This is a genomic window from Campylobacter sp. US25a (genome assembly GCF_004379075.1).
Taxonomy (GTDB): Bacteria; Campylobacterota; Campylobacteria; order Campylobacterales; family Campylobacteraceae; genus Campylobacter_D; species Campylobacter_D jejuni.
In genome coordinates this window covers 46,199-71,006 of the sequence record NZ_RYYM01000006.1, presented here as the reverse complement: position 1 = coordinate 71,006, position 24,808 = coordinate 46,199, and the positions used below count along the sequence as shown (strand labels likewise).

The 24,808-nt window shown below is 28.6% G+C and carries 26 protein-coding genes and 3 pseudogenes; 15 read left to right on the top strand and 14 right to left on the bottom strand.

Going from position 1 to position 24,808, the window contains the following annotated elements; translation table 11 throughout:
* Window positions 1-14: 14 nt before the first annotated feature.
* Both ftsA and ELQ12_RS05895 read right to left on the bottom strand, forming a co-directional pair.
* Entirely contained in the window at window positions 15-1,403 is a 1,389-nt protein-coding gene (gene ftsA / locus ELQ12_RS05900) for a cell division protein FtsA (protein WP_079728982.1), read from the bottom strand.
* A complete protein-coding gene (locus ELQ12_RS05895; protein ID WP_070243516.1) occupies window positions 1,400-2,890 on the bottom strand; it encodes a peptidylprolyl isomerase in 1,491 nt (496 codons plus the stop codon). Before ELQ12_RS05895 ends, ftsA begins: the two co-directional genes overlap by 4 nt.
* Window positions 2,891-3,049: 159 nt before the next feature.
* On the opposite strand from ELQ12_RS05895, the gene rsmH reads away from it, so the two are divergent.
* Both rsmH and ELQ12_RS05885 read left to right on the top strand, forming a co-directional pair.
* The gene (gene rsmH / locus ELQ12_RS05890) at window positions 3,050-3,988 is read left to right on the top strand and encodes a 16S rRNA (cytosine(1402)-N(4))-methyltransferase RsmH (protein ID WP_079463286.1); all 939 of its coding nucleotides are present in this window, start codon (window positions 3,050-3,052) and stop codon (window positions 3,986-3,988) included.
* Entirely contained in the window at window positions 3,988-4,908 is a 921-nt protein-coding gene (locus ELQ12_RS05885; protein ID WP_052949662.1) for a hypothetical protein, read from the top strand. The genes rsmH and ELQ12_RS05885 overlap by 1 nt, the downstream gene beginning before the upstream one ends.
* Here the strand turns inward: ELQ12_RS05885 and ELQ12_RS05880 are convergent.
* The 3 genes from ELQ12_RS05880 to pta all read right to left on the bottom strand — a co-directional run bounded on the left by ELQ12_RS05880 (window position 4,896) and on the right by pta (window position 8,164).
* Window positions 4,896-5,387, bottom strand: coding sequence for a hypothetical protein (locus tag ELQ12_RS05880; RefSeq protein WP_002855147.1), 492 nt, complete (start codon window positions 5,385-5,387; stop codon window positions 4,896-4,898). The two genes, ELQ12_RS05885 and ELQ12_RS05880, sit on opposite strands and share 13 nt — an antisense overlap.
* Before the next feature lie 70 nt (window positions 5,388-5,457).
* On the bottom strand, window positions 5,458-6,645 hold the full coding sequence (locus ELQ12_RS05875) for an acetate kinase (protein ID WP_002871317.1): 1,188 nt from the start codon (window positions 6,643-6,645) through the stop codon (window positions 5,458-5,460).
* A gap of 13 nt (window positions 6,646-6,658) precedes the next feature.
* Window positions 6,659-8,164 carry a phosphate acetyltransferase gene (gene pta / locus ELQ12_RS05870; RefSeq protein WP_074487064.1) on the bottom strand — a complete coding sequence of 502 codons (1,506 nt, stop codon included), beginning with the start codon at window positions 8,162-8,164 and terminating at the stop codon, window positions 6,659-6,661.
* A 91-nt stretch (window positions 8,165-8,255) separates the two neighbouring features.
* On the opposite strand from pta, the gene flgH reads away from it, so the two are divergent.
* On the top strand, window positions 8,256-8,954 hold the full coding sequence (gene flgH, locus ELQ12_RS05865) for a flagellar basal body L-ring protein FlgH (protein ID WP_002854917.1): 699 nt from the start codon (window positions 8,256-8,258) through the stop codon (window positions 8,952-8,954).
* 29 nt (window positions 8,955-8,983) lie between these two features.
* Here the strand turns inward: flgH and ispG are convergent, their stop codons facing one another.
* A complete protein-coding gene (ispG, locus tag ELQ12_RS05860) occupies window positions 8,984-10,057 on the bottom strand; it encodes a flavodoxin-dependent (E)-4-hydroxy-3-methylbut-2-enyl-diphosphate synthase (RefSeq protein ID WP_126214757.1) in 1,074 nt (357 codons plus the stop codon).
* Between the two features lie 123 nt (window positions 10,058-10,180).
* On the opposite strand from ispG, the gene ELQ12_RS05855 reads away from it, so the two are divergent.
* Together ELQ12_RS05855 and ELQ12_RS05850 are read left to right on the top strand one after the other, a co-directional pair.
* On the top strand, window positions 10,181-10,705 hold the full coding sequence (locus ELQ12_RS05855; protein WP_088261575.1) for an adenylyl-sulfate kinase: 525 nt from the start codon (window positions 10,181-10,183) through the stop codon (window positions 10,703-10,705).
* Window positions 10,706-10,715: 10 nt separating this feature from the next.
* Window positions 10,716-12,107 (top strand): DUF2972 domain-containing protein, encoded by a 1,392-nt coding sequence (locus ELQ12_RS05850; protein ID WP_126250770.1) that lies wholly within the window; start codon window positions 10,716-10,718, stop codon window positions 12,105-12,107.
* 494 nt (window positions 12,108-12,601) lie between these two features.
* On the opposite strand, the gene ELQ12_RS10385 is transcribed toward ELQ12_RS05850, so the two are convergent.
* Complete coding sequence (locus ELQ12_RS10385) at window positions 12,602-13,135, bottom strand: hypothetical protein (RefSeq protein ID WP_193551347.1); 534 nt, start codon at window positions 13,133-13,135, stop codon at window positions 12,602-12,604.
* A 310-nt stretch (window positions 13,136-13,445) separates the two neighbouring features.
* Here ELQ12_RS10385 and ELQ12_RS05830 point away from each other — a divergent pair.
* Window positions 13,446-13,917 (top strand): annotated as a pseudogene (locus tag ELQ12_RS05830) (S24 family peptidase).
* A 61-nt stretch (window positions 13,918-13,978) separates the two neighbouring features.
* A complete protein-coding gene (locus tag ELQ12_RS05825; protein WP_126236814.1) occupies window positions 13,979-14,263 on the top strand; it encodes a hypothetical protein in 285 nt (94 codons plus the stop codon).
* Here ELQ12_RS05825 and ELQ12_RS05820 read toward each other — a convergent pair.
* The 3 genes and pseudogenes from ELQ12_RS05820 to ELQ12_RS05815 all read right to left on the bottom strand — a co-directional run.
* Window positions 14,260-14,538 carry an ImmA/IrrE family metallo-endopeptidase gene (locus tag ELQ12_RS05820; RefSeq protein ID WP_193551572.1) on the bottom strand — a complete coding sequence of 93 codons (279 nt, stop codon included), beginning with the start codon at window positions 14,536-14,538 and terminating at the stop codon, window positions 14,260-14,262. The genes ELQ12_RS05825 and ELQ12_RS05820 overlap by 4 nt on opposite strands.
* A gap of 60 nt (window positions 14,539-14,598) precedes the next feature.
* A complete protein-coding gene (locus ELQ12_RS10215; protein WP_162298020.1) occupies window positions 14,599-14,766 on the bottom strand; it encodes a hypothetical protein in 168 nt (55 codons plus the stop codon).
* A 207-nt stretch (window positions 14,767-14,973) separates the two neighbouring features.
* Window positions 14,974-15,138 (bottom strand): annotated as a pseudogene (locus tag ELQ12_RS05815) (DNA adenine methylase); the annotation flags it as partial.
* A 106-nt stretch (window positions 15,139-15,244) separates the two neighbouring features.
* On the opposite strand from ELQ12_RS05815, the gene ELQ12_RS05810 reads away from it, so the two are divergent.
* The 8 genes and pseudogenes from ELQ12_RS05810 (at window position 15,245) to ELQ12_RS05775 (ending at window position 22,010) form a co-directional block, all read left to right on the top strand.
* Window positions 15,245-15,565 carry a S24 family peptidase gene (locus ELQ12_RS05810; protein ID WP_243834127.1) on the top strand — a complete coding sequence of 107 codons (321 nt, stop codon included), beginning with the start codon at window positions 15,245-15,247 and terminating at the stop codon, window positions 15,563-15,565.
* A gap of 161 nt (window positions 15,566-15,726) precedes the next feature.
* On the top strand, window positions 15,727-16,071 hold the full coding sequence (locus ELQ12_RS10380) for a hypothetical protein (protein WP_171824254.1): 345 nt from the start codon (window positions 15,727-15,729) through the stop codon (window positions 16,069-16,071).
* Window positions 16,072-16,266: 195 nt separating this feature from the next.
* A complete protein-coding gene (locus ELQ12_RS10375) occupies window positions 16,267-16,434 on the top strand; it encodes a hypothetical protein (RefSeq protein ID WP_002877668.1) in 168 nt (55 codons plus the stop codon).
* A 282-nt stretch (window positions 16,435-16,716) separates the two neighbouring features.
* A pseudogene (locus ELQ12_RS05795) lies at window positions 16,717-17,491 on the top strand (class I SAM-dependent methyltransferase).
* A 50-nt stretch (window positions 17,492-17,541) separates the two neighbouring features.
* Complete coding sequence (locus ELQ12_RS05790; RefSeq protein ID WP_126236815.1) at window positions 17,542-18,303, top strand: class I SAM-dependent methyltransferase; 762 nt, start codon at window positions 17,542-17,544, stop codon at window positions 18,301-18,303.
* A 14-nt stretch (window positions 18,304-18,317) separates the two neighbouring features.
* Window positions 18,318-20,657 (top strand): PEP-utilizing enzyme, encoded by a 2,340-nt coding sequence (locus tag ELQ12_RS05785; RefSeq protein WP_126214747.1) that lies wholly within the window; start codon window positions 18,318-18,320, stop codon window positions 20,655-20,657.
* Window positions 20,648-21,250: a gamma-glutamyl-CDP-amidate hydrolase gene (locus ELQ12_RS05780; protein WP_052804305.1), complete on the top strand. Its 603-nt coding sequence runs from the start codon at window positions 20,648-20,650 to the stop codon at window positions 21,248-21,250. The genes ELQ12_RS05785 and ELQ12_RS05780 overlap by 10 nt, the downstream gene beginning before the upstream one ends.
* A gap of 1 nt (window position 21,251) precedes the next feature.
* Complete coding sequence (locus tag ELQ12_RS05775; protein WP_126214745.1) at window positions 21,252-22,010, top strand: CTP:phosphoglutamine cytidylyltransferase; 759 nt, start codon at window positions 21,252-21,254, stop codon at window positions 22,008-22,010.
* Here the strand turns inward: ELQ12_RS05775 and ELQ12_RS05770 are convergent.
* The 4 genes from ELQ12_RS05770 to ELQ12_RS05755 are packed head-to-tail and all read right to left on the bottom strand — an operon-like array spanning window position 22,003 to window position 24,734.
* On the bottom strand, window positions 22,003-23,856 hold the full coding sequence (locus ELQ12_RS05770) for a primosomal protein N' (protein WP_126232769.1): 1,854 nt from the start codon (window positions 23,854-23,856) through the stop codon (window positions 22,003-22,005). The two genes, ELQ12_RS05775 and ELQ12_RS05770, sit on opposite strands and share 8 nt — an antisense overlap.
* Entirely contained in the window at window positions 23,838-24,275 is a 438-nt protein-coding gene (locus ELQ12_RS05765) for a prepilin-type N-terminal cleavage/methylation domain-containing protein (RefSeq protein ID WP_002852324.1), read from the bottom strand. The genes ELQ12_RS05770 and ELQ12_RS05765 overlap by 19 nt, the downstream gene beginning before the upstream one ends.
* Window positions 24,272-24,514 (bottom strand): hypothetical protein, encoded by a 243-nt coding sequence (locus ELQ12_RS05760; protein ID WP_002854947.1) that lies wholly within the window; start codon window positions 24,512-24,514, stop codon window positions 24,272-24,274. Before ELQ12_RS05760 ends, ELQ12_RS05765 begins: the two co-directional genes overlap by 4 nt.
* The gene (locus tag ELQ12_RS05755) at window positions 24,504-24,734 is read right to left on the bottom strand and encodes a hypothetical protein (protein WP_002852327.1); all 231 of its coding nucleotides are present in this window, start codon (window positions 24,732-24,734) and stop codon (window positions 24,504-24,506) included. Before ELQ12_RS05755 ends, ELQ12_RS05760 begins: the two co-directional genes overlap by 11 nt.
* Window positions 24,735-24,808 lie beyond the last annotated feature (74 nt).

The window sequence follows — 24,808 nt, the reverse complement described above, 5'->3', positions numbered from 1 at the left end:
AAAATTTCTCCTTGTTAAAATTGATTCATAATTTTATGCCAGATATTTGAAAAAACGCTAGGTTTTTTTTCTTTTGGCTCTTTAAAATCTAATTGTTCTTGTATTGCAATTGTATCATTTTCTTGCAAATTTTCATCAAAAAAATCAGATTTTATTTCACTTTCTGCATCTTTTTGCAAAACAATATCTTGTTTAATTTGACGATTAAAATTTTCAATTTCCCCTTTATATCTTAATTTTTCATTAGAATCAAGTTCATAAGGCGTAAAATACCCCGCTCCATATAAACAAAGTCCTATAGCACAAGTATTTTCAGGATCATTAAAAATTTCACTAAAACCAGTAATCAAATCTTTTCTTGCAGTAGCCAGTCTAACTGAGCGATTATCAAATGTTGCAGGAGCAAGCTCATCAATACCTGCTAACTTAGTCATTCCACCTGTTAAAACAACTCCACCGCCTGTAGCATTGGCATAACGATTATCACTTAAGATTTTTGCCAAAATCATCAAAGTTTCTTCCGCTCTTGCATAAATTACGTTTGAAATAATATCCAAAGAAACTTCATTAACCTTTCTTTCATCGCCCATTGAAGGAATTTGTATAAGGGTGTTAGGCTGTTGCGAAAGAGCTGCATAATTAAGCTTGATTTTTTCTGCTTCTTTTAAAGGTGTATGCAATGCCATTGATAAATCTTGGGTGATATTAATCGAGCCAATTTGCAAACAATCATTGTATCTAATTGAATTTCCAGTATGAACAACCATATCACAAATCGCTCCACCCATATCAATCAAAACAGCGCCTAATTCCTTTTCGCTATCATCTAAACAAGCTATAGCTGAAGCATATCCTGAAAGAACTATATTATCCACTCTTAAATCAGCTAATTCAACCGCTTTCTTAAGATTTTTAATATGAGATTCTTGTGAAATCACTATATGGGTTGAAACTTCTAAACGATTGCCACTCATTCCCAAAGGATCATCAACATGTTCAAGATCATTAACCTTAAAATTATAAGGCAAAACATGGATAATTTCATAACCACTTGGTAGATTGGCAGTATGCTTAGCTGTACTTACAGCACGATGGATTTCTTTAATGCCTATTTCATGATTTGGAATATTAACAACACCTACACTATCAACGCTTTTAGTATAAGCACCTGATATAGACACCACAACCTTATCATAATGAACTCCGCTCATCATCTCAGCACTTCTAACAGCTTCTTCAATAGATTTAGAAGCAAGCTCTATATTGGTAATGGCACCTTTTTTAACCCCGTTGGTTTTTGACTTGGAAAAACCAATAATTTTTAATCCATCTTCATCTTTTTGAGCAATAATGGCACAAGTCTGGGTTGAGCCTAAGTCAATTCCTAATATATTCAAAATCAATTCCCTTTATAATAAATTTTTATTGGATATATCTTTTTAAGTTCATCAACAAGTTCTTGCTTAAGCTCATTTGCTTTTAAATTTTGCAAATTTTGCTCAAGCATAGTTTTGTATTGTTTAAATTTATCGGAGTTCATATCTAATTTTTGTTTATTTATTTTATATAATATTGCTTTATTGTCGTTAATGACCACATAAGAACTATTTTGATCAGCATTAAATACATTCATTAAAAAATAAGCAAATTCAGAATCATTTAATATCTTATCACTAAGCTTTACACTCTCGCGAGAACTATCTCGACTTACAAAGCCTATATCATCGCCTTTAAAATTTACTAAACTATTTTTGGCTTTTTCTTCTAAATTTTTTCTAGCTTGTTCGCTTAAATACATAGGTAAAACTTCTTCTCTAGCTTCTTCAAAAGTTTTATTTCTTATAGGATCTACTTTATTTAGTTTAACTATGATATATCCGTTATTATAAGGTGCTGGTCGTAAAACATCTCCATTTTTAGCTTTATTCAAAAGATCAATTGGATAATAAACATCAGATTCACTAATATTTTGATCTTTTTGAAAATTATCTTTCCCATTTTTTAAATCTAAAAATTTAGCATTAGCCACATTCTTTAGTTGCATTAAGGCGTAATCTTTAGCAACTTCATTTTTAGCAGACTGAAAATCCATCACTTTACCTGCAAAATCTTTATATTTTAGTTTATTTTCATCTTGATTGTAAAATTTTTCTAATTCTTTGTCGTCAATTTTCTCATTGCTAACTGGCAAAAAATAAGTTGAAATTTCATATATTTTTTTAGTTTTATAATCTTCTTTATGTTCATTCCAAAGCTTTTTTAAATCCTCTTCATTAATCTTAATATTTTTTTTGTCATAATCAATTTTTGCAATACTTAAAGCATCTTGCATAAAATAACTAGAAGCTAACATTTTTAATTCCTCATCTTTGCTAGGAATATTAAAAATTTGATTAAGTTTATCGGTAATTACTTCATTTGCAAGTTGTGTTTCATAATCTTTTGGAGTTAAATTATTGGCATTTAAAAGTTCATAATAAATTGTTTTGTTAAAATCCCCTGTAGAATCTTGAAATTCTCTAGTATTTGCAAGTTTTTGTAAAATTTCATTCTCGTTTATGCCAATACCCAAATCTTTAGCAAAATTTAACAAAAGCTTATCTTCAACAAGAGAACTTAAAGCTATATTTTTAATGCCTAGTTGCTCAGCATTTTCTGGAGTTAAAGCACCATTGCTAATTTGATTATAATAACTTAAAATCTGTCTATATCTAGTATCAAATTCGCTAAAACCTATCTTTTCATTTCCTACAGTTGCAACACTCGAACTTCTATTGAGATTAAAATCATAAGCACCCCAACCTAAAAAGCCGGCGCCAACAAAAGCTATAGTACTAACCCATATAGTAACAACAAGATATTTTTTGTGATGTTGCATCCAAGTAAGCATATCATTCCTTGATTAAATTTAAACTAGATATTGTATCGTAGAAGTGTTTAAGTGGAGTTTAATTATAGAATTTTTACCAAAAAAATATTTGTTCTTTAAATTTTATGATTTTTACAATGAAATTTAGTTATAATTATAGTTTATAAAAATTTATTAGGATTGATTTTGGAAATTCCTCATATCCCAGTTTTACTTAATGAAGTTCAAGAGATTTTTAAAAATCTTAAAACAGGTTATTTTTTAGACTGCACTTTAGGATTTGGCGGACACAGTGAAGCTTTGCTTAAAAATCATCCTGATCTTGAAATCATTGCTTGCGATCAAGATCAACAAGCTTTAGAATTTTCTAAAAAACGTCTTAAAGATTTTCACAATAGGATAACTTTTATACAAAGTAATTTTAGTGAAGTTTTAGAAAAAATTTCACATAAAGAAGAATTAAGAGGTATTTTAGCAGACATTGGAGTTTCTTCATTTCAACTTGATAGTAACGAAAGAGGTTTTAGTGTAAATTCTGACTTTTTGGATATGAGAATGAATCAAAACTCCAAAATATCAGCTTATGAGATTATTAATACTTATACAAAAGAGCAATTAACTTCCATTTTTAAAGATTATGGAGAATTGCACGATGCACATTTTATTGCTGAAAAAATTTGCCTAGAAAGAAGTAAAAATCCAATCAAAAGCGCCAAAGAACTTTATCAAATCATAGGAAAAGGCAAGCAAAATCATAGAAAAATTTCCAAAGCTACTTTAGCATTTCAAGCCATTAGAATAGAAGTAAATCAAGAACTTAAGGTGCTTAAAGATTTTCTTGAGCATTTAGAAAATTTAAAACCAAAAAATTGCATTTTAGCAATCATTAGTTTTCATTCTTTAGAAGATAGAATAGTAAAAAATTTTTTCAAAAAATGGTCAAAAAACTGCATTTGTCATGAAAAAATAATGCGTTGCGAATGTGGAAATAATCATAGCCTAGGGCAAATAATAACCAAAAAAGCCATAAGTGCAAGCAAGGAAGAACTTTTAAAAAATTCTCGCTCTAGTTGCGCTAAAATGCGGGCTTTTTATTTTAATAATTTGGATAATAAATAATGCTAGAAGATGATTTTATAAAAGAACGCCAAAACATACGCCAAAAAATGCTGAAATTTTCTCGCGCCATAAATCAAGGCAAACCGCTTGATGATGACTTAAGAAATGAAATTTCTAGCGATGACATTTTAAGACGTCGTTTTAAAAAAAAGACTCCTAATAAATTCTTAGAAGAACTCGATGAAGAGTATGAGTCAAAACATACTAAAAAATCAAATATATATTTAAAAGAAGATCTGATCAATGTTAAATTAGAAGAAAAGCAATCTCTTGCTAAAAAAATTTTTTCCAAAATGAAAGAAAGGAAAAAAGAAGAAAATAAAAAAACTAAAAAAATTTTTTCATTTGGAAGAAAAAAAATAAACGAGATAAAAAATATTCAAACTAAACCAAAAATTCAAACAAAAAATGATCAAAATCCTATCCAAGATAAAAAGGAAAAAAAAGAATCTATAAAATCTATAGAAAAAATTCAAAAAACTGAACCTAAAATACAAAACTCCCAAACTATAGAAAAACAACCCGATATTAAACAAAGTTTGGAAAATTTACAAAAAAAGATAACACCACAAGAAAATAAACAAGAACTTCCAAAACCATCTAATCAAGCCCAAGAAAAACAACAAAATGATGAAGATGCTCAAAAGGCAAAAAATGTTTTATTAGAAGGCTTCTCTAATGCCACCAAAGAAGATAGAAACCTAAATTTCAATCATCTTCTTTTTGCAGCTTTACTTGTTAGTTTTGCGTTATTTTTATTTGCTCCACAAATTTATATTAGAAATCAAATTTATTATCTTAGTAGAGAAATTGCTACATTAAGAACAGAAGAAAGCGTTTTAAACGAAGAAAATAAAGATTTAAAAAGAAGACTTGAAAATATGCGATTCCAAAATCAAATTTTAGATTATTTAGAATGAATAATCTTATCTAAAACATACTGCTCTAAATTTGCTTTTGGAATTTCTTCTTTTAAGGCTTCCTTATAAATTTCACCTGCCATTATAGAGTATTTTTCATAAGCAAAATAAGGGAAATGCAAAGCCCAGGCTTTTTGTATTATTTTTTTTGAGATTATTTTGCGAGTATAAACTTTAAAAATATCATATCCTATAAATACACAAGCAGTAACCATAACAGCACTCACTATGCTTATATGAAAGTCAAGTTTTGTTAAAAAATAATGAGTAATTAAAAGCAATGGTAACAAAACCACAGCACAAAAAACACCAAAATAAATATAAGAATTTAGAATTTTGAAATTAAAATTTAGCTTAGAAGGATCTACAAGCATACCGTCATTAAAAAGTGCATTTGCTTCTAATAAATCCTTCACTAAAACAGGTTGTTCTGATACTTTAAATAAAAAACGAAGGCTAAATTCTTTAAATTTTTTCATAATCCATGCTTTATTTTTTAATTAAAATTTTATCTAAAGAAAATTAATTTTTACTAAATATAAACCTCTTTCAATTGCTTATTAATTCTTCTGTGATTCTAGCGATTTCTAATTCTTCATCTGTAGGAATAACAAGCACTTTAACTTTAGAATTGGCATGATTTATCATTCTTTCGCCCAAAATCCTTTGTTTGTTAAGTTCAAAATCTAACTCGATACCAAGATGAGCTAATCTCTCACATACTTTTTGTCGAACCAAACTATCATTTTCTCCTATACCACCTGTAAAAATAATAGCATCGGTTTTTGGCAACACGGCAAAGTAGGCTCCTATGTATTTTACAAGACGATAGCAAAACATATCAAGAGCCAAACGTGCTTTATCGTTACCTTGTTCTATCTCTCTTTCTATATCTCTAAAATCATTATAACCACAAATTCCATATACTCCACTTTTTTTATTCATCAGCGTATCTATTTCTTCTATAGTTAAACTTTTAATATGGCTTATAAAAGGTAAAATAGCAGGATCTATATCCCCACAACGCGTTCCCATAATAAGTCCTTCAAGCGGAGTAAATCCCATAGAAGTATCCACACTCTTACCTTTTTCTATAGCACATACACTTGCACCATTTCCAAGATGAGCAGAGATAATATTTAATTCATCTTGATCTTTTTGAAGAAATTTTGCCGCTCTAGAACTAACATAAGCATGGGAAGTCCCATGAAAACCATATCTTCTAATATTATGCTTATCATAAAAATCATAAGGCAAAGCATACATATAAGCAAAATCAGGCATAGTACGATGAAAAGCTGTATCAAAAATAGCCACATTTGCAACACTAGGTGCAGCTTTAATCATTGTTTTTATACCTGCTAAATGCGCAGGATTATGCAAAGGAGCAAAAATACTAACCCTATCTATCTCTTTAAGAACATAGTCATCTACTAAACAATGCTCACTTAAATTTCTTCCCCCATGAACTATACGATGACCACAACCATCAAGAGCATTTAAATCCGCTAAAATTCCTGATTCTTTAAAAAGCTCATTGACTATACTAAGCCCTTCTTCGTGATTATTTATCGTTAATTCTCTTTCAAAACTTTCATTATTTAAAACATTTTTTAATATAACTTTTGAATTTTGCTCTCCGATTTTCTCTACTAAACCACTCGCTTTAACGATTTTATTATCAAAAAATTTAAATTTAATCGATGAAGAACCTGAATTTAAAACTAAAATTTTCATTTATTATTCCTTTCTATTGAGCTTGTATAGCACTTAAAATAACGGTATCTACAATATCATCTACCAAACATCCACGACTTAAATCATTAACAGGTTTTTTAAGACCTTGTAAAATAGGACCGATTGCTAAAGCATTAGCGGTTCTTTGAACTGCTTTATAACAAATATTTGCTGCATTAAGATCAGGAAAAATATATACATTTGCATGGCCTGCTATCTTAGAATTTGGCATTTTCTTTGCTGCAGTCTTTAGGTCATAAGCACAATCAAACTGCATAGGACCATCTATATTTAACTCAGGGTATTTTTCTTTGGCAATCTTTAATGCTTCTTTTACAAGATCTACGCTTTCCCCCTTACCACTATCGCCACTAGAATAAGAAAGCAAAGCTATTTTTGGTTCAAGTCCAAAAGACTTAGCAGTCATAGCACTTACATAAGCACTAGTTGCAAGCTGTTCAGCAGTTGGACTTGGATTTACAGCACAATCCGCAAAAGCTAAAACTTGATCTTCAAGCCCCATAAAGAAAATTCCCGAAACAGAACTAATACCTTCTTTGGTTTTAATAAGCTGCAATGCAGGGCGAATCGTTTCAGCTGTAGTAGTTGATGCTCCACTAACCATAGCATCAGCTTTTCCAGTATGTATAAGCAAAGTTCCAAAATAAGTTTTATCCTGAACTAGCATCTTAGCCTCTTCTAAACTCATTCCTTTAGATTTTCTTGCCTCGTAAAGAATGGAAGTAAATTCTTGATTATATTCTGAATTGAGCGGATTTATAATTTTTATAGTGCTTAAATCAAGACTTAATCTAGCAGCATCTTGTTTGATTTTTTCCTCATCACCCAATAAAATAAGATCAACAACTTTACTTTTTAATAAAATTTCAGCAGCTTTTAAAATTCTCTCATCATTACTTTCTGGCAAAACAACAGTTTTTTTATTTTTTACGCTTTGTTTAATCAATTCATATTTAAAACGATGCGGAGTTATAAAATCATACTCTTCAAGCTTTTGCACTTCTTCAAAATTAAATTTTTCATTAATCAAAACATAATTACGACCATCTAGGGCATGATCGAAATATTTTTGAGCTATAAGTTTATCTTCATCGTTAATAATAGCAGCGATAGGGGTATTAAGATTTTTAGCCAATTTTATACTAAGATCAAATCCATCAAGTATTCCAAATTCGCAAAAGCTATTTACAAGCACAAAATCGTATTTGCGTTTTAACTCTTCGTATTCTTCTAAAATAACATTAAAAAAATTATGAGGATCTTTGCTAAATTCCTCCATTGCCTCTCTAAAGGTAAAACCATAAGCGCTTTTTACGGTTTGATTGATATTAAATTCTTCCAACCAACCTTGCAAAACAGGGACGCGATGTATGTATATTACAGGGCAATAAATTGCGATATTTTTGTAAATTTTGCTATAATTTTTAAGCAAATTTGTACTAATAATAGTATTTAACTCATCACTTCTAGATCTCATCAAATAAAGATTTGCCATCATTTTCTCCTTAAATTTATAAATGTGGAACACTCTTTGCTTTTTCTAATTTTAACAAAAGAAAAATAAAAAATTTATATTTTAAAGGACGAAAATGAAAAAAGTTTTATTTTATGTGTTACCGTTTGCATTTTTTGGTTGTTCTGCAACGGTTGATCCACAAATTTCAATGAAACCACCTGCTTATGTAGAAGAACTTGCACCAAAACAAAGTAATAATATAGAAAGTGCGCCAGGATCGCTTTTTGGCAAAGGGGATAATCCTTTATTTTCAGATAAAAAAGCTATGAATGTAAATGATTTAGTTACAGTTGTTATACAAGAAAGCACCACTCAAAGTACACAAGCCAATAAAGCAACAAGTAGAACTAATACCTCAAATTTAGGCGGAGGTGCTTTAACAGGAAGTTCAGGAGTGGTAGCTAATGCTCTTAATAAAGTCAATGCTTATTCTAATATAGGCTTTCAAACCAATAGTTCAAACAACTACACAGGAACAGGCTCACAAAGCAGAAATGAAAGTTTCAATACTACAATTTCAACGCGTGTAATTAAAATTTTATCAAATGGTAATTATTTTATCGAAGGCTCAAGAGAGCTTTTAATCAACGGGGAAAAACAAATCATACAATTAAGCGGTGTTATTCGTCCTTATGACATCGGTCAAGACAATACTATAGATAGTAAATATATAGCAGATGCTAAAATTCTTTATAAAACAGAAGGTGAAGTGGATAGAAGCACAAGAAAACCTTGGGGTAGCAAAGTTATAGAAGCGATATGGCCATTCTAAAAGCAAGGTTAAACCTTGCTTCTTGGCTTTTATTCTTTTACAGCCCTACTTTTAACCTCATCTTCAACTTCAGCTAAAAATCTATCTACAAGTTCACTTTCTTTTAATTTAGCTACAACTTCACCATGTCTTATAACAAGTCCTTGATTTTTCCCAAAGGCTATAGCCACATCAGCGCCCTTAGCTTCACCTAAAGCATTTACTACACAACCCATGACACTGATATTTAAAGGTTCTTTTATATGCTTGGTTTTTTCTTCTACGATTTTAATCGCGCTTAACAAATCACTTTGAATCCTACCGCAAGTTGGACATGAGATGATATTTACTCCGCTTTTTTGCACTCCACTATCTTGCAAAATCGCTCTTGCTACACGAATTTCTTCTTCAAGCTCACCCGTCATAGAAACACGCATAGTATCGCCTATACCTTTAAGAAGTAAATTTCCTAAAGCTATAGAACTTTTTACGGTGCTATGAAATTTAGTTCCTGCTTCAGTTACCCCTAAGTGAAAAGGATAATCACAAAGCGGTCTTAATCTCTCATAAGCTTCTATAGTTTTTTGAGCATCTGAAGTCTTCATGGAAATTTTAATATCAAAAAAGTCTAAATCCTCTAAAAGCTTGATATTATACATCGCACTTTCTAGCATAGCATCGACACCATAGCCAAATTTATCGCTAAATTGTTTTTCTATGGAGCCGTGATTTACACCGATACGTATAGGGATACCCCGTTCTTTACATGCTTTTACCACTTCTTTGATATTTTCTTTAGAGCCTATATTGCCAGGATTTATACGCACTCCATCGATAAATTCAGCACAATATACAGCCAAATTATGATTAAAATGAATATCTACGATTAAAGGCAAAGGACTTTTAGCTTTAATCTCTTTTAAAGCCCTTGCATCGGCCATATCCAAGCACGCCAAACGCACTATATTTGCTCCTGCAAAATAAAGACGATTGATTTGCTCTAAAGAACCTTCTATATTTCTTGTCTTAGTAAAAAGCATAGATTGAACTGAAATGGGTGCATCACCGCCTATTAAAACATCTCCTACTTTGATTTGTCTGGTTTTAAATCTTTTATACTCCATAACTTCACTCTTTGAAAAATTTTAATATCAAATTTTAACTTTTTATTGCTTTAATTAAAGTTTATTTTTGATAATATAGGAAAAATTTTCACATTTATACTAAACAAAAAAAGGAGGTTATCTATGGATTTTTTTAAAAATGGTGGAGTTATTTGGATTACAGGACTAGCAGGAAGTGGCAAAAGTTATATTGCAGAAGCATTATACAAAAAATTAAAAGAAAAATACAATAATATTATTTATCTTGATGGCGATGAACTGAGAGATCTTTTAGAGCATTATGGATATGATAAACAAAGTCGTATTGATATGTCAATAAAGCGTTCTAAATTTGCACATTTTCTCAGTTCTCAAAATATGCTAGTTATCGTAAGCGCTATTTCCATGTGGAATGAAATTTACGAATACAATAAAAAAACTTTAAAAAATTACTTTGAAATTTACATAAAATGCGATTTTGAAGAACTAAAAAAACGTGATAAAAAAAACTTATATAGCAAAAACTTAAAAGGTGAAATTTCAAATGTTGTGGGAATGGATATTGATTTTGATGAACCAAAATCTAATTTAATAATTGATAATACTTATATGACAGAACTTGACAATAAAATTTCCTACATCTTAACAGCTCTAAAAGAAAAAGAATAAAGAAAAAAGCATGCAAAATCTTTTACTCTATATAAAAAATAACCTAACTCCAACCCTAGCCCAAATTCTTTTACAAGCTTTAAAAAATTCGAATAATGAAAAATTTTTTACCTTTGTTTTGGAAAATATTGAAACAATTTGCACTTGGCTCAATTCTAGCGAATTTAAGAATAGATATTTATCAATAAAACATCCTTATCCACCTTTAATCAATCCTAATTTTATAGAAATAGATGCTAGTCGACATTGTGCAGAATTAGCTTGGGATTTAAATTTACCCCTACCCAAACACTATAAATTTATCTATATTTCTCCACATGGCGTTGGAGCAGCAGCATTTTTAAGATATCTTAATCAATGTTGCGATGTAACTTGTTTTGCCTCCTGGGTTTTACCACCTGATGCCAAAGAAAGATATTGTCTTAATTACATGTGTCTAAATGACAATACGATTACTCAATATGCTATTAATATATCAGAAATTAATCTACCTTATTTTGATAAATATCTATCTTTATTGGATTTTAACTCTAAAATTATTTGCGGAGTTCGCGATCCAATAGGAATTTTAAAGCATAACTGGGGAAGAGATTGGAGTAAAGTTTTAAGAAACTATCCCTCTGAATTTAATCTAACTTATGATTGGCGTTATTATATTGACTATCTTACTCATCAAAATCATAAAATTAAAATCGATATAAACAAACTACAACAAGAAGTTTTTATCATCTCTTATTTATTAAAATATTTTAACAAAGACAAAGTATACTATCTTGATATGGAAGAAATCCGCCAATCAAAGGCCTTCGATACTATGAATTTACTTGCTATAAATTTTAATTTTACCCCCCCCCATAAAGATAAATTAGATTTATTTAAAATTAAAGAATTTAGAGGTTATATTCGCTATCTTTTTCCTATCACACTCTATGCAAATTCTAAAGATATTAATAACACCTTTTATCTTAATACTCCTAAAAATAATAAAAATTTCAATATTGATAAAACTTCTAGCATTCCCATAATTTTAGACAGAAAACATATCAATCATGAAAAAATAGACATAATACAAGAAATTATAAAAAACGACCTATGTAATGATATGGGTATATATATTGATAAAAATGATTTTAAACAACTGGAACAAAACAATCTTTTATTTTCAACAATTAAACATTATTTATATGATTTTTTATATCAAATTAAAATAACTATAGATGAAACAGAATCAAAAATGATGAAAGAAAAAGATGTGATAGATTATTTTATAAAAAATAAATCACTTATTCACACTTTTTTTAATATTTTTGAAAATGATCTAAATCATTTAAAGCAAAAATTTCCCAATATAATTAACTCTTGGACATACTATAAAGAATTTGAAAAATGCGTCAAGAGTTAGATGACAATATTCAGGGAAAAGATGTAAGGGGTATTTTAAAAAGAACATGTAACTATCCCTAAATAATTTTAGCAAAACCACCAAATAATAGGATTTTAAAGCTCATAAAAATAACTTTTTATCTTTCCTAATTTAAAGTGTAAAAAATCCCAAATATCCCAAAATATCCGTTTTGTCCCAAAAAAAGTGATTAAATGCTGTTTAAAAGGCAGATAAATACGAGTTTTGATTTTAATTTTATATCCCAAAAATGTTTTTAACCCTATAAGATAGTTACATTTTTACTTAAAGTATTCTTATGTTTTCTTAACCATGTAACTATCCCTATAAAACACTATATAATCATACTTTAACCACTTTTTATATAAAAATAGTATGTAACTATCTATAGCTTTAAGGTTTGGAGGATAGTTACATATAAAACTTAAACATTTAGTTGGTTTTTGTAAGCTTATAATAGACTAAGATTACTTTAATTTATTTAAAAATTATTTTTATTTATGTTTTTGTATATAGATATCGCATCTATTTTTCAATGCCATAAGTTTTTTGAGTCCCAAGGGATTATTTTTTTTGAAATCATCGCTATTTAAATAACAATCATATCTCCCTATGATGTTTTTTATCATATGTGCAAAATGTTCCATTATAATATTTTCATCTATCTTATTGTTTTCAAAAAAAGTTTGAAGTATTTCAAAATAATTCATCATCATTATAATTGATCTTTCTAATTCTGGATTGTTTTTATCTTTAATTTTTTTTAATATTTCTTCATCTCCTTTTTCGTATTTTATATTTTGTTGCTCTCTTGTATAATCTCTTGCCTCTATAAAATGTTTTTCATCCCATTTGGATAATAACTGCATTGTTAAATTAAATTTATCTGCTCTTTTTTTTTCAAAAATAGAATAAGCATTTAGCACCAATGAGCCTGAAACCACATAAGCAGAAACAATAGATATAATAGCTTTAATTCTACTTTCTAAATCACTAATAAATACAAAACATAAATACACTGCTATCAAAAACCCAATTATACATAGAAATATAATAAAGTATTTATTTTTTTAATATTTTCATTAAAATCCCTTTAATATGTAATTAAATTTCATTAGAATTATATATTAAATTTTTTATTTAATCAAATTTTTAAAGTTGCTTTGTAAAATCAAAGTCTTATTTTTTCACTTTGATTTCTAATGCAAAATTAAGTATATTTTTATTTATAAACTTATAATTTTAACTTAAAAAATCAACTTTTCAAAATAAAATATTTTAATTACTTTTTGTAATTTTATGTTTAAATTCTTTGAAATTAAAATTAAAGGATTTAAAATGCAAATGCAAGAAGTAATCGAAAAATTAAAAGACATACTTGCTAGTGAAGGTAAAAGATATTTAAAAACAAAAAATATAGCTAAAGAATGAAGTTTAGAAACCCCATTCCTTATCCACAAATACTCAATTTTTTACAAGAAAGAAATATAAGTATAAATTATTTCTTTTACGGAAGCTCTCCCAAAGATCAATTGGTAGTAAAGAATGTGAGTTTATCACTTGCTATGGAGAAAGCATGGAGCCATTTATAAAAGATGGAAGTATTTGTGTAATAGATAGAAATAAAACTTTTAAGAATAAAAGCATTTGTGTGATTAATACTAGAGATGGACTTTTTATAAAACAAGTTTTAAAACAAGATGATGGAGTGATTTTACACTCTTTAAATCCTTTATATGAAGATATATTTTATAAAAATGGAGATTTTTTGCTAATTGGTGTGGTAATTGGAGAACTTTCTAAGATGTAACAGCACACACAATAAGCTAAGTCAAGCTAATCTTGTCTCATCAATACAAAAGGATATAAAGATGGATAGAGTATCAGCAGACATAAGACATGGTGTTAGCAAAAGATTTATAAACGCAATTTGCAATCATAACAACGAACTTGTTTTAGAATATCTTAAAAATTGCATGAGTGCTACTAAAGAATGTATAGGAGATAAACCTATATTTTATGCTATTACTCATAATAATTTTGGAGCGATTTTACTTTTATTAAAATACGAAGCTATTTTAGATAAAGAGTATCTAGAAGAAAGCAATAAAGATTTTAGCAAAGAAGCTTTAGAATTTTTAGCGTCTTTGCTTTAAATAGGTAAAATATCATTGGTTAAATACCCCAATTCATGTGCCAATGTAAAACGCTGTCTATTTTCATTTTTAAGTGGATTTATCCAGATAACAAGCTTACCTTTTACATCTATACTAATTTGACCCTCAGTGTCAATTTTATCAAATTCAAGATTTCTAACTACATTTATACCTAACTTTTGAGCAATTTCAAACGGATTGAATGGCGGTTCTTTCATTTCTAATAAATCTAAAATCTCATAAGGGGTTTTATCTTTTATTTCTTTATAAGTCATTCCAAACCTCCTATTCTTGTTGATTTTTCTTGTTCGATATCTGTTAACATAGATATTTTATCATTTATTATATAAATCTACCATTTTTTCAAATTCTTCCATAAATTCACTATTTTTTAAAATTTTATTTATAAAATCATTGCGTAATTCCTCATCTTCTATAATTTTATCCAAAAATACATCAATTGCTTCTTTTAATAATTTTTTTCTATCTCGATTATAGTACATAGTAAGTCCTATGGCAACAATAGCTGTCAATAAAGTAGCAATAGTAACAATTGCAGTCGCATGGGTTAAATAAGAATTTGCAATAGCAATAATATCAGAATTGGTGTAATTGTTTTCTATAATAAATCCTTAAATTACTTTTAATTTTAAAGGTACTTTACCATATTTTTTACAAAATTAAATATTAAAGAGAGCATTTTTACTCTCTTAGCTTTTAAACAAAAGCTCTTTGCTTTCTTTTCTTTTTAAAACATTATTATTTAAAGAATACCTTACTTTCAACTCCTTAAAATTAAAATCTTTATAAAGCTTTCTTATAAGCTCACAATCATTATAAGAAAGCATAAATTTACCTTTGATATTTTTTAACAACTTGCAGCGAGATGCTAATTTTTATTCAATACCAAAACTTAATGTTTCCGCTTCTACCAGTGGTGACAATGAGTTAATTGGGCTCGAAGGATATGAAACAGGTGAAATGCTTGAGCTTAGTAAAGCCTTTTTTAAAACAACGCCTAAAAATGTGAAAGCTATTAAAGTTGATGGTTATTCTATGGTTCCAATGCTTTTACCTGATAGCTGGGTTGTTTTTGAAGAAACGCATAAGTATCAAGGAGATGGATTGTATATTTTAAATTTTGATAACCAATTAATGGTTAAACTTTTGCAATTAGATCCAATAAGTAAAGTTTTAGATATTATTAGTGTAAATAAGGATTATACAAGCTATAGTTTGGACTTAAAAGACTCGCAAGTTGAGCTGATTATACAAGGCAAAGTTTTGCGTTTTATTATATAATTTAAAGGAATTAAAGTGAATATTGTGTTGCTAATATTAATAATCTTTTATGTAATTATTTATATAGAAAAATAAAAGGAACACCAAATAAGCCGCTAAAAGAAATTTGGAATGAATATAAGCAGGAAATGCAAAAAATCAACGAAGAGCATAGGTAAAAAATGCAGAAAATTGATGAAAATTTTAAAAAAGAAAAAGAGCAAAATAAGGACTTGGAACTTAATAAATTTCAAATAACCTCACGCGAAATTTTTACCATAAAAACTCCAGAGAATAAAGATGTTGAGGTTGAATTAACTTGTACAGCTGGATTAATTCAAACTAGCCAAATTAATTATGAAGAGATTGCTAGAAAAGAATTTTTATACAAATGTTTTCCAGTAACTTGGAATGATTTTTTAAAGCTTAACAAGTATGAAAAAATATTGGCATATACAGTTAAAGATTGTGATGATATTGGATTGTTAAAAGAGGTTTATGAGCAAATATTCAAATATTTAAAATGACAAAGTGAACTTCCTGAATATTTTAAAAAATATATACGATCTAGGAAGAGATATTTGCACGAATTTTCGGACCCCGTTCAAATAAAAAGCAAATTAAGTTTAAGAGCTTATCGCTACTATATCGACTTCTTTTTAATGAAATACCAGAAGGAAGCTATTTTCCTATGCAAACAATGCATAGGAGTGATGAGTTGAATGAAGCTTTATATAATACTTACTTTTTTAAAAGATGATGAAAGTATAGATATATATTATCCGCCAAATTTTTATGAAGATACATCAATTTTTAATATAGTAGAACATAGTTTTTTTAACAGTAGGGAATATTATAAAAATTACAAACTTTTAATCGTTTTGATTTAAAGCCGCACTCTGATTACGACTTTAACATTCCAAAATATATAGTAAAGCATTATTTGAATATGAAAACTATTGTTAAAGAAGATGAACATCATAAACGAATTTTTTGTTAGTTTTATTTTAATAAAGTTATATTTTAAGTTTAAGGTTTGTAGAAAAATAAAATTTCCACTTTTATGGAAGTTTTATTTTTCCAAATGGAAATTTTATTTTTCCGCCGACAAAAGATTTGTAAATTAATAAAAAAAGATATAATTGTGTTTAAAATTAGAGAAAGGAATTAATATGAAACAAGGAGATTTTACAGAGGTTGCAAAGCATTATCATAATAGACCTGCTTATAGTCCATTTTTACTTGAAAAACTTGTATCTTGTATCAATGATAAAAATAAAAATTTAAAAGATTTAAATATTGTTGAAGTAGGAGCTGGAACTGGAAAACTTACTAAGATGCTGGGAGAAATGTTTGGATGCCAAATTAGTGCTGTGGAGCCAAATGATAATATGCGTAAAGAAGGGCAAAAATTTACACAAAATTTATCAAATATTTCTTGGCACAAAGGAAGTGGTGAAGAAACCTGCATGAGCAATAATCAAGCTGATTGGGTCATCATGGCTAGTTCTTTTCATTGGACAGATCCTAAAAAATCTCTCCCAGAATTTAATCGTATATTGACAAGGGGGGGGGTATTTCACTGCGATTTGGAATCCTCGCCACATTGTAGAGGGTTCGGTTTTTGATGAAATCGAAAAGGAGATTAAACATATTGTTCCAGAGCTTGCTCGTGTAAGCAGTGGCACTCAAAATGTTAAAAAATGGGAAGAAATTCTTGTTTCAACAGGAGATTTCACAGACTGCTTTTTTATGGAGTGCGACTATAAAGAGTTTTGGGATAAAGAGCGTTATCTTGGAGCTTGGCATTCTGTAAATGATATACAAGCACAAGCAGGTGAAAAAAGATGGAAGGAAATTTTAGAGATGATAGAAGCTAAAATTTCCCATATGCAAAGTATAGAGATTCCTTATAAAATAAGAGCATGGACAGCTAGAAAAGCATAAAATATTTCCTTTTTTTCATCAGCTTGTCAAAGATGAAAAAAGGAAACAAAATGCAAAAACTAGTAGAACAAGTGTGGGATTATACCAAGCATGCTAAATTTTATAGCTATAGACCAAATTATGCTCCAAAAACTATAGATATGCTAATTAGTCTTATTGGAAAAAAAGATATCAAGGTGGCTGATATCGGTGCAGGAACTGGAAATTTAAGCATTATGCTTTTAGAAAGAGGATGTAAGGTAGTATCTGTAGAACCAAATGATGCGATGCGTGAGATTGGGATAGAAAGAACCAAAGGTGAGAAGATTGATTGGGTTAGGGCAACAGGCTTAAACTCAACACTTCAAAATAATGAATTTGATTGGGTGACTTTTGGTAGCAGTTTTAATGTAATGGATAGAAATGAAGCCTTAGAAGAGGCGCATCGCTTATTAAAATCAGAGGGATATTTTTCTTGTATGTGGAATCACAGGGATTTAAACGATCCTGTACAAAAAATAGCTGAAGATACTATTGTAGAATTTGTACCAAATTATACAAGGGGAACAAGAAGAGAAGATCAAAGACCAATTATAGAGAGTCGAAAGGATCTTTTTGATAATATTGTTTATATTGAAGAGGATTTTTATTTTCATCAAAGCATTGAAAATTATATTAATGCATGGAAAAGTGTTAAAAATCCTTACTGGGATTTGGAGACTGATGAAGGAAATGAACTTTTTAATAAAATTAGTGATAAAATTTCACAAAGACTTCCTAAGGAATTTAGCATAAAATATACCACTCGTTGTTGGAGTGCTAAAAAAATATAAAACTAAGGAAAAACATGGCGGAGTTAAATTTTAAAACCAAAGCACAAAATTTAAAAAATTTACAAACAAAATTAAAAAAAGCAAAAGTTCTACCTTTGGTTTTAACTTCGCTTGAAGAATTAATATCAAATGAAGATAAAGTTTTACAGGATATTCAAACTTTAAAGACTAATAGACTCATTATAAGAAGTTCTTCTTTAAGTGAAGATAGTATGAAAAACTCCAATGCAGGTGCTTTTCTTTCTTTGGCAAATATTAAAGCCGATTCTAAAGATGAGTTGTTAAAAGCTTTATATAAAGTTGCCAATTCTATGCCATCAAAAAGCGATGAAATTTTAGTTCAACCTATGCTTGAAAACATTACTCTTTGTGGTGTTGGTTTTAGTGTTGATAAGGATAATTTTTCCCCTTATTTTTGTCTTCAGTATGATGAAAATGGTTCAAATAGCTCTATTACAGATGGAAGCAGTAAGAGTGCAAAAACTTACTATCATTACAGAGATTATTTAGAATTTAAAGATATTAGACTTCAAAAAATTATAGAACTTATAAAAGAATTAGAAGTTTTATATGACTGTTGTTTTTTAGATGTTGAATTTGCATTTGCTATTCAAGATGATGAGGAAGAACTTTTTTGCTTGCAAGTGCGTCCTTTGGTTATGTATGAAAAAAATAATTTATTTCATTCTTTACCAAAAGAAGCTTTATATAGATTTTATAAACGTTTTGAGTCTTTAAAAGAATCAAGATCTAGAGTTTTGGGAGATAAAGCCATTTTTGGGGTAATGCCTGATTGGAATCCAGCTGAAATCATAGGGTTAAGGCCTAAGCGTTTAGCTTTTAGTTTATATAAAGAAATCATTACGGATAATATCTGGGCGTATCAAAGAGATAATTATGGTTATAGAGATTTAAGATCCCATCCTTTAATCCATTCTTTTTTAGGCATTCCTTATGTGGATGTAAGATTATCTTTTAATTCTTTTATACCAAAAAAATTAGATGAAAATATTGCGCAAAAACTTGTTAATTTTTATTTAGATAAACTTGATAAAAATCATGAATTGCATGATAAGATCGAATTTAATATTGTTTATTCTTGCTATGATTTTAATAGTTCTAAAAAATTAGAAGAACTTTTAAATCATGGTTTTAATGAAAATGAAATCAAAAGATTAGAATTTTCATTATTAGAACTTACAAATAAGATTATTAATCCTAGATCAGGGCTTTATTTAAAAGACATACAAAAAGTTTATAAGCTAAAAGAAAGATACGATAGCATTATTAATTCTAATTTTTCTTTAATTGATAAAATTTATTGGCTTATTGAAGAATGCAAGCGTTATGGGACCTTGCCTTTTGCGGGGGTGGCTAGGGCTGCATTTGTAGCAATGCAACTTTTAAATTCTTTAGTTGAGATTGATTTTATAACTAAAGAGGAAAAAGATGATTTTTTAAATTCGCTCAATACAGTGAGTAAAAATTTAAGCAAACAAACAAACCATCTTAATTTTCACACCAAAGATCAATTTTTGAAAGATTTTGGACACTTAAGAGCAGGAACTTATAATATTTTATCTCCAAGATATGATGAAGATTTTGAACTTTATTTTGATGTAGATCAAAAAGATAGTAAAGTTTATTTACAAGATAAAGCTTTTGTTTTTTCAGAAGAAAAGACAAAAGCTTTAAATGCTTTAGTTAAAGAACATGGACTAGAAATTAATGCTTGTGAATTTTTTGATTTTTTAAAGCAGGCTATTGAAGGTAGAGAGCTCGTTAAATTTGAATTCACTAGATTGCTTTCTAAAGCTATAGTTTATATAGAAGAATTAGGCAAATATTATGGTATTGAAAAAGAAGATTTGGCTCATCTTGATATAAAAAGTATTTTAAATCTTTATTCTAGTCTTTATTCTATAAATCCAAAAGAGCAGTTTGTAGAAGAAATTAATCGCAATAAAAAAGAATATGAACTTACACAAGCTATAAAACTTCCTTCTTTACTTTGCAATGCCGATGAAATTTTTTCTTTTTATAATCATAGTATTATTCCAAATTTTATTACACAAAAGAGCATTACTGCATTTACGGCGAAGGAAAATGATAAAGATTTAGAAGGAAAGATTGTTTTAATTTATGCAGCAGATCCTGGATATGATTATTTATTTACAAAAAATATAGCAGGACTGATTACATGTTATGGGGGTGCTAATTCACATATGGCTATCCGTGCTTCAGAACTTGGAATGCCTGCTGTTATAGGAGTTGGAGAAGAAAATTTTGAAAAATATTTAAAAGCTAAAAAAATAAATATAGAATGTGAAAGTGAGCAAATATTTTGTTTATAGGTATTACTCAAAGGCTTATTTGCAACGAAAGTTATCATGAAGAAAGAGAATGTTTGGCTTTGGATTGGGGGAAATTATTTAATAAAGATTTATTTAAAAATTTTACTCCTCTTCCTCTTAGCTATGAAATAGATTTTTCTCATTATAAACATCTAATAAAAGCTGTGATATTAAGCGGTGGTAATGATTTAAGTTTTTATAGTCCTAATGTTTTATCTAAAAAGAGAGATTTATACGAAAAGCAAGTTATAGAAATTTGTTTAAAAGAAAAAATACCACTTTTAGGAATTTGCAGAGGAGCTCAGATGATAGCTCATTATTTTAACAGCCATATAAGTCCTTGTGAAAATCATATAGGCAAACATGAAGTATTTTTCTCAAAAGAAAAATTTATAAGTAATTCTTTTCATAATTTTGCTATTGAAAAATTAGGTGAAGATCTTGTAGAACTTTGCTTAGCAAAAGATAATACTATAGAAGCTTTTAAACATAAGTATGAAAATATTTTTGGTATAATGTGGCATATTGAAAGAGAAAATGGGCTTAATAATATTCAAATTTTAAAAGAGTGGTTTAGTTTAATCAAGGAATAATATGAATGCAATTATCTTAGCAGCAGGTTTTGGATCAAGGCTGATGCCTTTAACAAAAGATCAACCAAAGTGTATGGTTGAGTATAAGAATAAAAAAATAATAGATTATGAAATCGAAGCTTTAAAATCAGCAGGTATAAATGAAATAGCTGTTGTGGGTGGATATTTAAACGATGTGCTAAAAAATTATCTTAATAAATATGATATTGAGCATTTTTTTATTAATTCAAAATATGATAAAACCAATATGGTTCATACTTTTTTTTGCGCTAAAGATTTTATGTTAAAATGCATCGAAGAAAAACAAGATTTGATTATTTCTTATGCGGATATTGTTTATTTTCAAGATTGCGTGCAAAAGCTTATAAATGCCAAAGAAGAACTTGCTATAGTAGTTGATAAGTCTTGGCGTAAGCTTTGGAGCAAACGCTTTATAAATCCTTTAGAAGATGCTGAAACATTAAAGATGACAAATGGTTATATTATAGAACTTGGAAAAAAAGCTAATGCCTATGATGAGATAGAAGCTCAATATATAGGACTTTTTAAATTTTCTTATCAATTTCTTTCTGAAGTTATTACTTTTTATGAAATGCTTGACCGAGATATTTTATATGATAATAAAAATTTTGAAAATATGTATATGACAAGTTTTTTGCAGGCTTTAATTGAAAAATACAACAACGCAAAAGCAGTGGAAATTGATGGCAATTGGTGTGAAATTGATTTTATGAGTGATTTAAAAATTAATTTCATATAAAATCAATAGGGTCAATATCCGCGCTTACATTTTTAAATTGCAAAATATAATTTTCAATTGCCACTAAAGCTTTATAATTTTCACTTCTAAGTAATAAATAAAAACGATATTTTCCATGCAGCATTTCAACTCCACAAATTCCATAGCCTATCAATTCTACTTGTTTGATATTTCTAAATTGAGAAACAAATTTTTCACAAAGTTTTTGTGCATTTTTTTGATCTTTATCTTCTATAAGAACTCTTAAAAGGCGTTTAAATGGAGGATAAAGATCTTTTCTATTTTCTAACTCATCTTTTAAAAAAGCATCATAATCCTCTATATACCTTTCAAAAAAAGCTCTATTTTTTGTTTGCAAAAGCACTCTTGCTTCACCTTTACGCCCTGCCCTACCAGCAACTTGCATAGCTAAAGCTAAAGTTTCTTCACTCGCTCTAAAACTAGGACGCAACAAATACTCATCAAGCCCTAAAATCACACTCAAATCCACACTATGATAATCATGGCCTTTAGCAAGCATAGAGGTGCCAATAAGTATATCGATCTTATTTTCATTAAAGTCTTTTAAAATAGTATTAAGCTTTTTAATGCTTGTGATTTCATCGCTATCAAATTTTGCTATTTTTGCTAAAGGCAAAGCATTTTGCAAAAGCTCTAAAAGTTCAGCAGTCCCCATTTTTCTAGCTTCTAACATTTCTCCTTTGCAACTTGGACAATTTTGCTCTATTAAAGAAGTATAATTACAATAATGACATTTTAAAACATTTTTCTTTTTATGCATACTCATAGCAATAGAACAAAAAGGACATTTTATCGTTTCCCCACAATCCTTGCAAATGATTTGCCTAAAATTTGCCCTTGTAGGTAAAAACACTATAGCTTGTTTTTGATGTTTTAAACTTTTTTCTAATTCACTTAAAAGCATAGGCGTTATACCAAGCTCATTTTCATCATATAAAAAATGCTTTTTACTCTCAAAAAAAGTTCCTTTTAGTCTAAAACTTTTTTGTTTGTAAAAACTCGTTAAAGATGGGGTTGCAGAACCTAAAACCACTTTAATATTATTTTTTTGACCCAAAAAAAGTGCTAAATCTCTTGCATTGATAAAAGGCTGATTAGAAGCCTTGTAAGAATTATCATGTTCTTCATCTACTACAATAAGTCCTAAATTTCTAAAAGGCAAAAACAAAGCCGATCTTGCACCCGCTACTAAAAGCACTTCTCCCTTGCAAAAACGCTCTAAATATTCTTGCTTTTTTTTCTTTGAAATTTTAGAATGCCACAGGAAAAAATTATCCTTAAAATACACTTCCAAACGCTTTTTCATTTGTGGAGTAAGTGCGATTTCTGGCATCAAAAGCAAAGCTTGCTTACCCTGTTCTAAACACTCTTTTATCAAAGAAATATAAATTTCAGTCTTGCCACTACCCGTATCAGCAAAAAGCAAGGAATTATTTTCTTTTTGAAGAAAACTTAAGGCATTTTGTTGTTGATTGCTTAGCTTAGGGGTATCTTTAAAAAACATTTTTTGACATTCATACTTAGGACTAGTTTCAAAAAATCCCAAAACAAAACCAAGTTTTGAAGCATAATAATAAACAATAAAATTTGCCAATTCAAACTGCAAAGGAGTTAGAAAATACCCTGCAATTTCTTTAATTTCTACGGTTTTAAAATCAGGTTTTTGACATTCTTTAAGCACGATGGCTTTAAGGTTTTTTTTAGTTTTTAAATCCACTAATACTTGTGTTAAAGGTTTGATTTCATCAAAACTATGAAAAGTTAAATTATCCAAATACAAACCACAAATTGCAAGTTCATAATATCTTATATCAGATCTTTGCATCTAGAACTTCCTATACACTTTAACAAACCTTCTTTAGAATCATAAATAAATTCAACCATCTCTTTGGCGTTTAATGCAAATCTATAGTGATTTTTACCTATTTTTATCCAAGATTTAAAATCAGAATAAATAGGTGTATCAAGCAAAGAATAATCACAATCATTTAAACAATAAAAGAGTTTTTCTTTGGCTTGATTGTTTTGCGCATTATCTAAAATTTCTGGAAAATTTAAATTTTTAAGTCTCATTTGACTACGCATTAAAGCAAGAGCTGAGCTTAACATTTCATAGTCCATTTTTAATTTTAAAATTTTAACCTCATCTTTTGTAGTATTGATAAAAGATAAAGATAAGCTTGATAAAATTCCCAAAATCAAGATCACAAAAACAAGCTCAAGCAGAGTAAAAGCTTTATTCATTTTGTCGGGAGTTCTTCATTGATTGCTTTTATTAGTTTCTTAAGTTCTCTTTCTAAAATATAATTTTCATAACTTTTTTTAACAAACGCATCTACAAAGCGTTTAAGTTCTATTTTTTTAGTACCGCCAGAAATCAAAGCGATATCATCTTCTAAAAAATTTGCAAATTCTTCACTGCACTTAACAATGAAATCTTTTGCATTAACATTAACAATGACTTGTTTTAGATTATCTGCCAAGAACAGCCTCTATTTTCTTATAAATATCTTCGCTTTCTATATTGCGAGATTTAAGTTCTTCTTCTAAACGCATGATTTGATTACTTTTTGCTTCATTTTGTGCTTTAACGCTTACAAGCTCATTTCTTAAAGCCTCATTGGCTTCGCAAACTTCGTTATACTTTTCAATTAATTCATTTACTTTATCTGTCATAGTATTGATTATTTTTTCATCAAACATATTTTTGCCTTCTTAAGAAATTTGTAATTTATGGAAAATATTATTTGATATTGTAGCAGAAAAAAATTTAAATT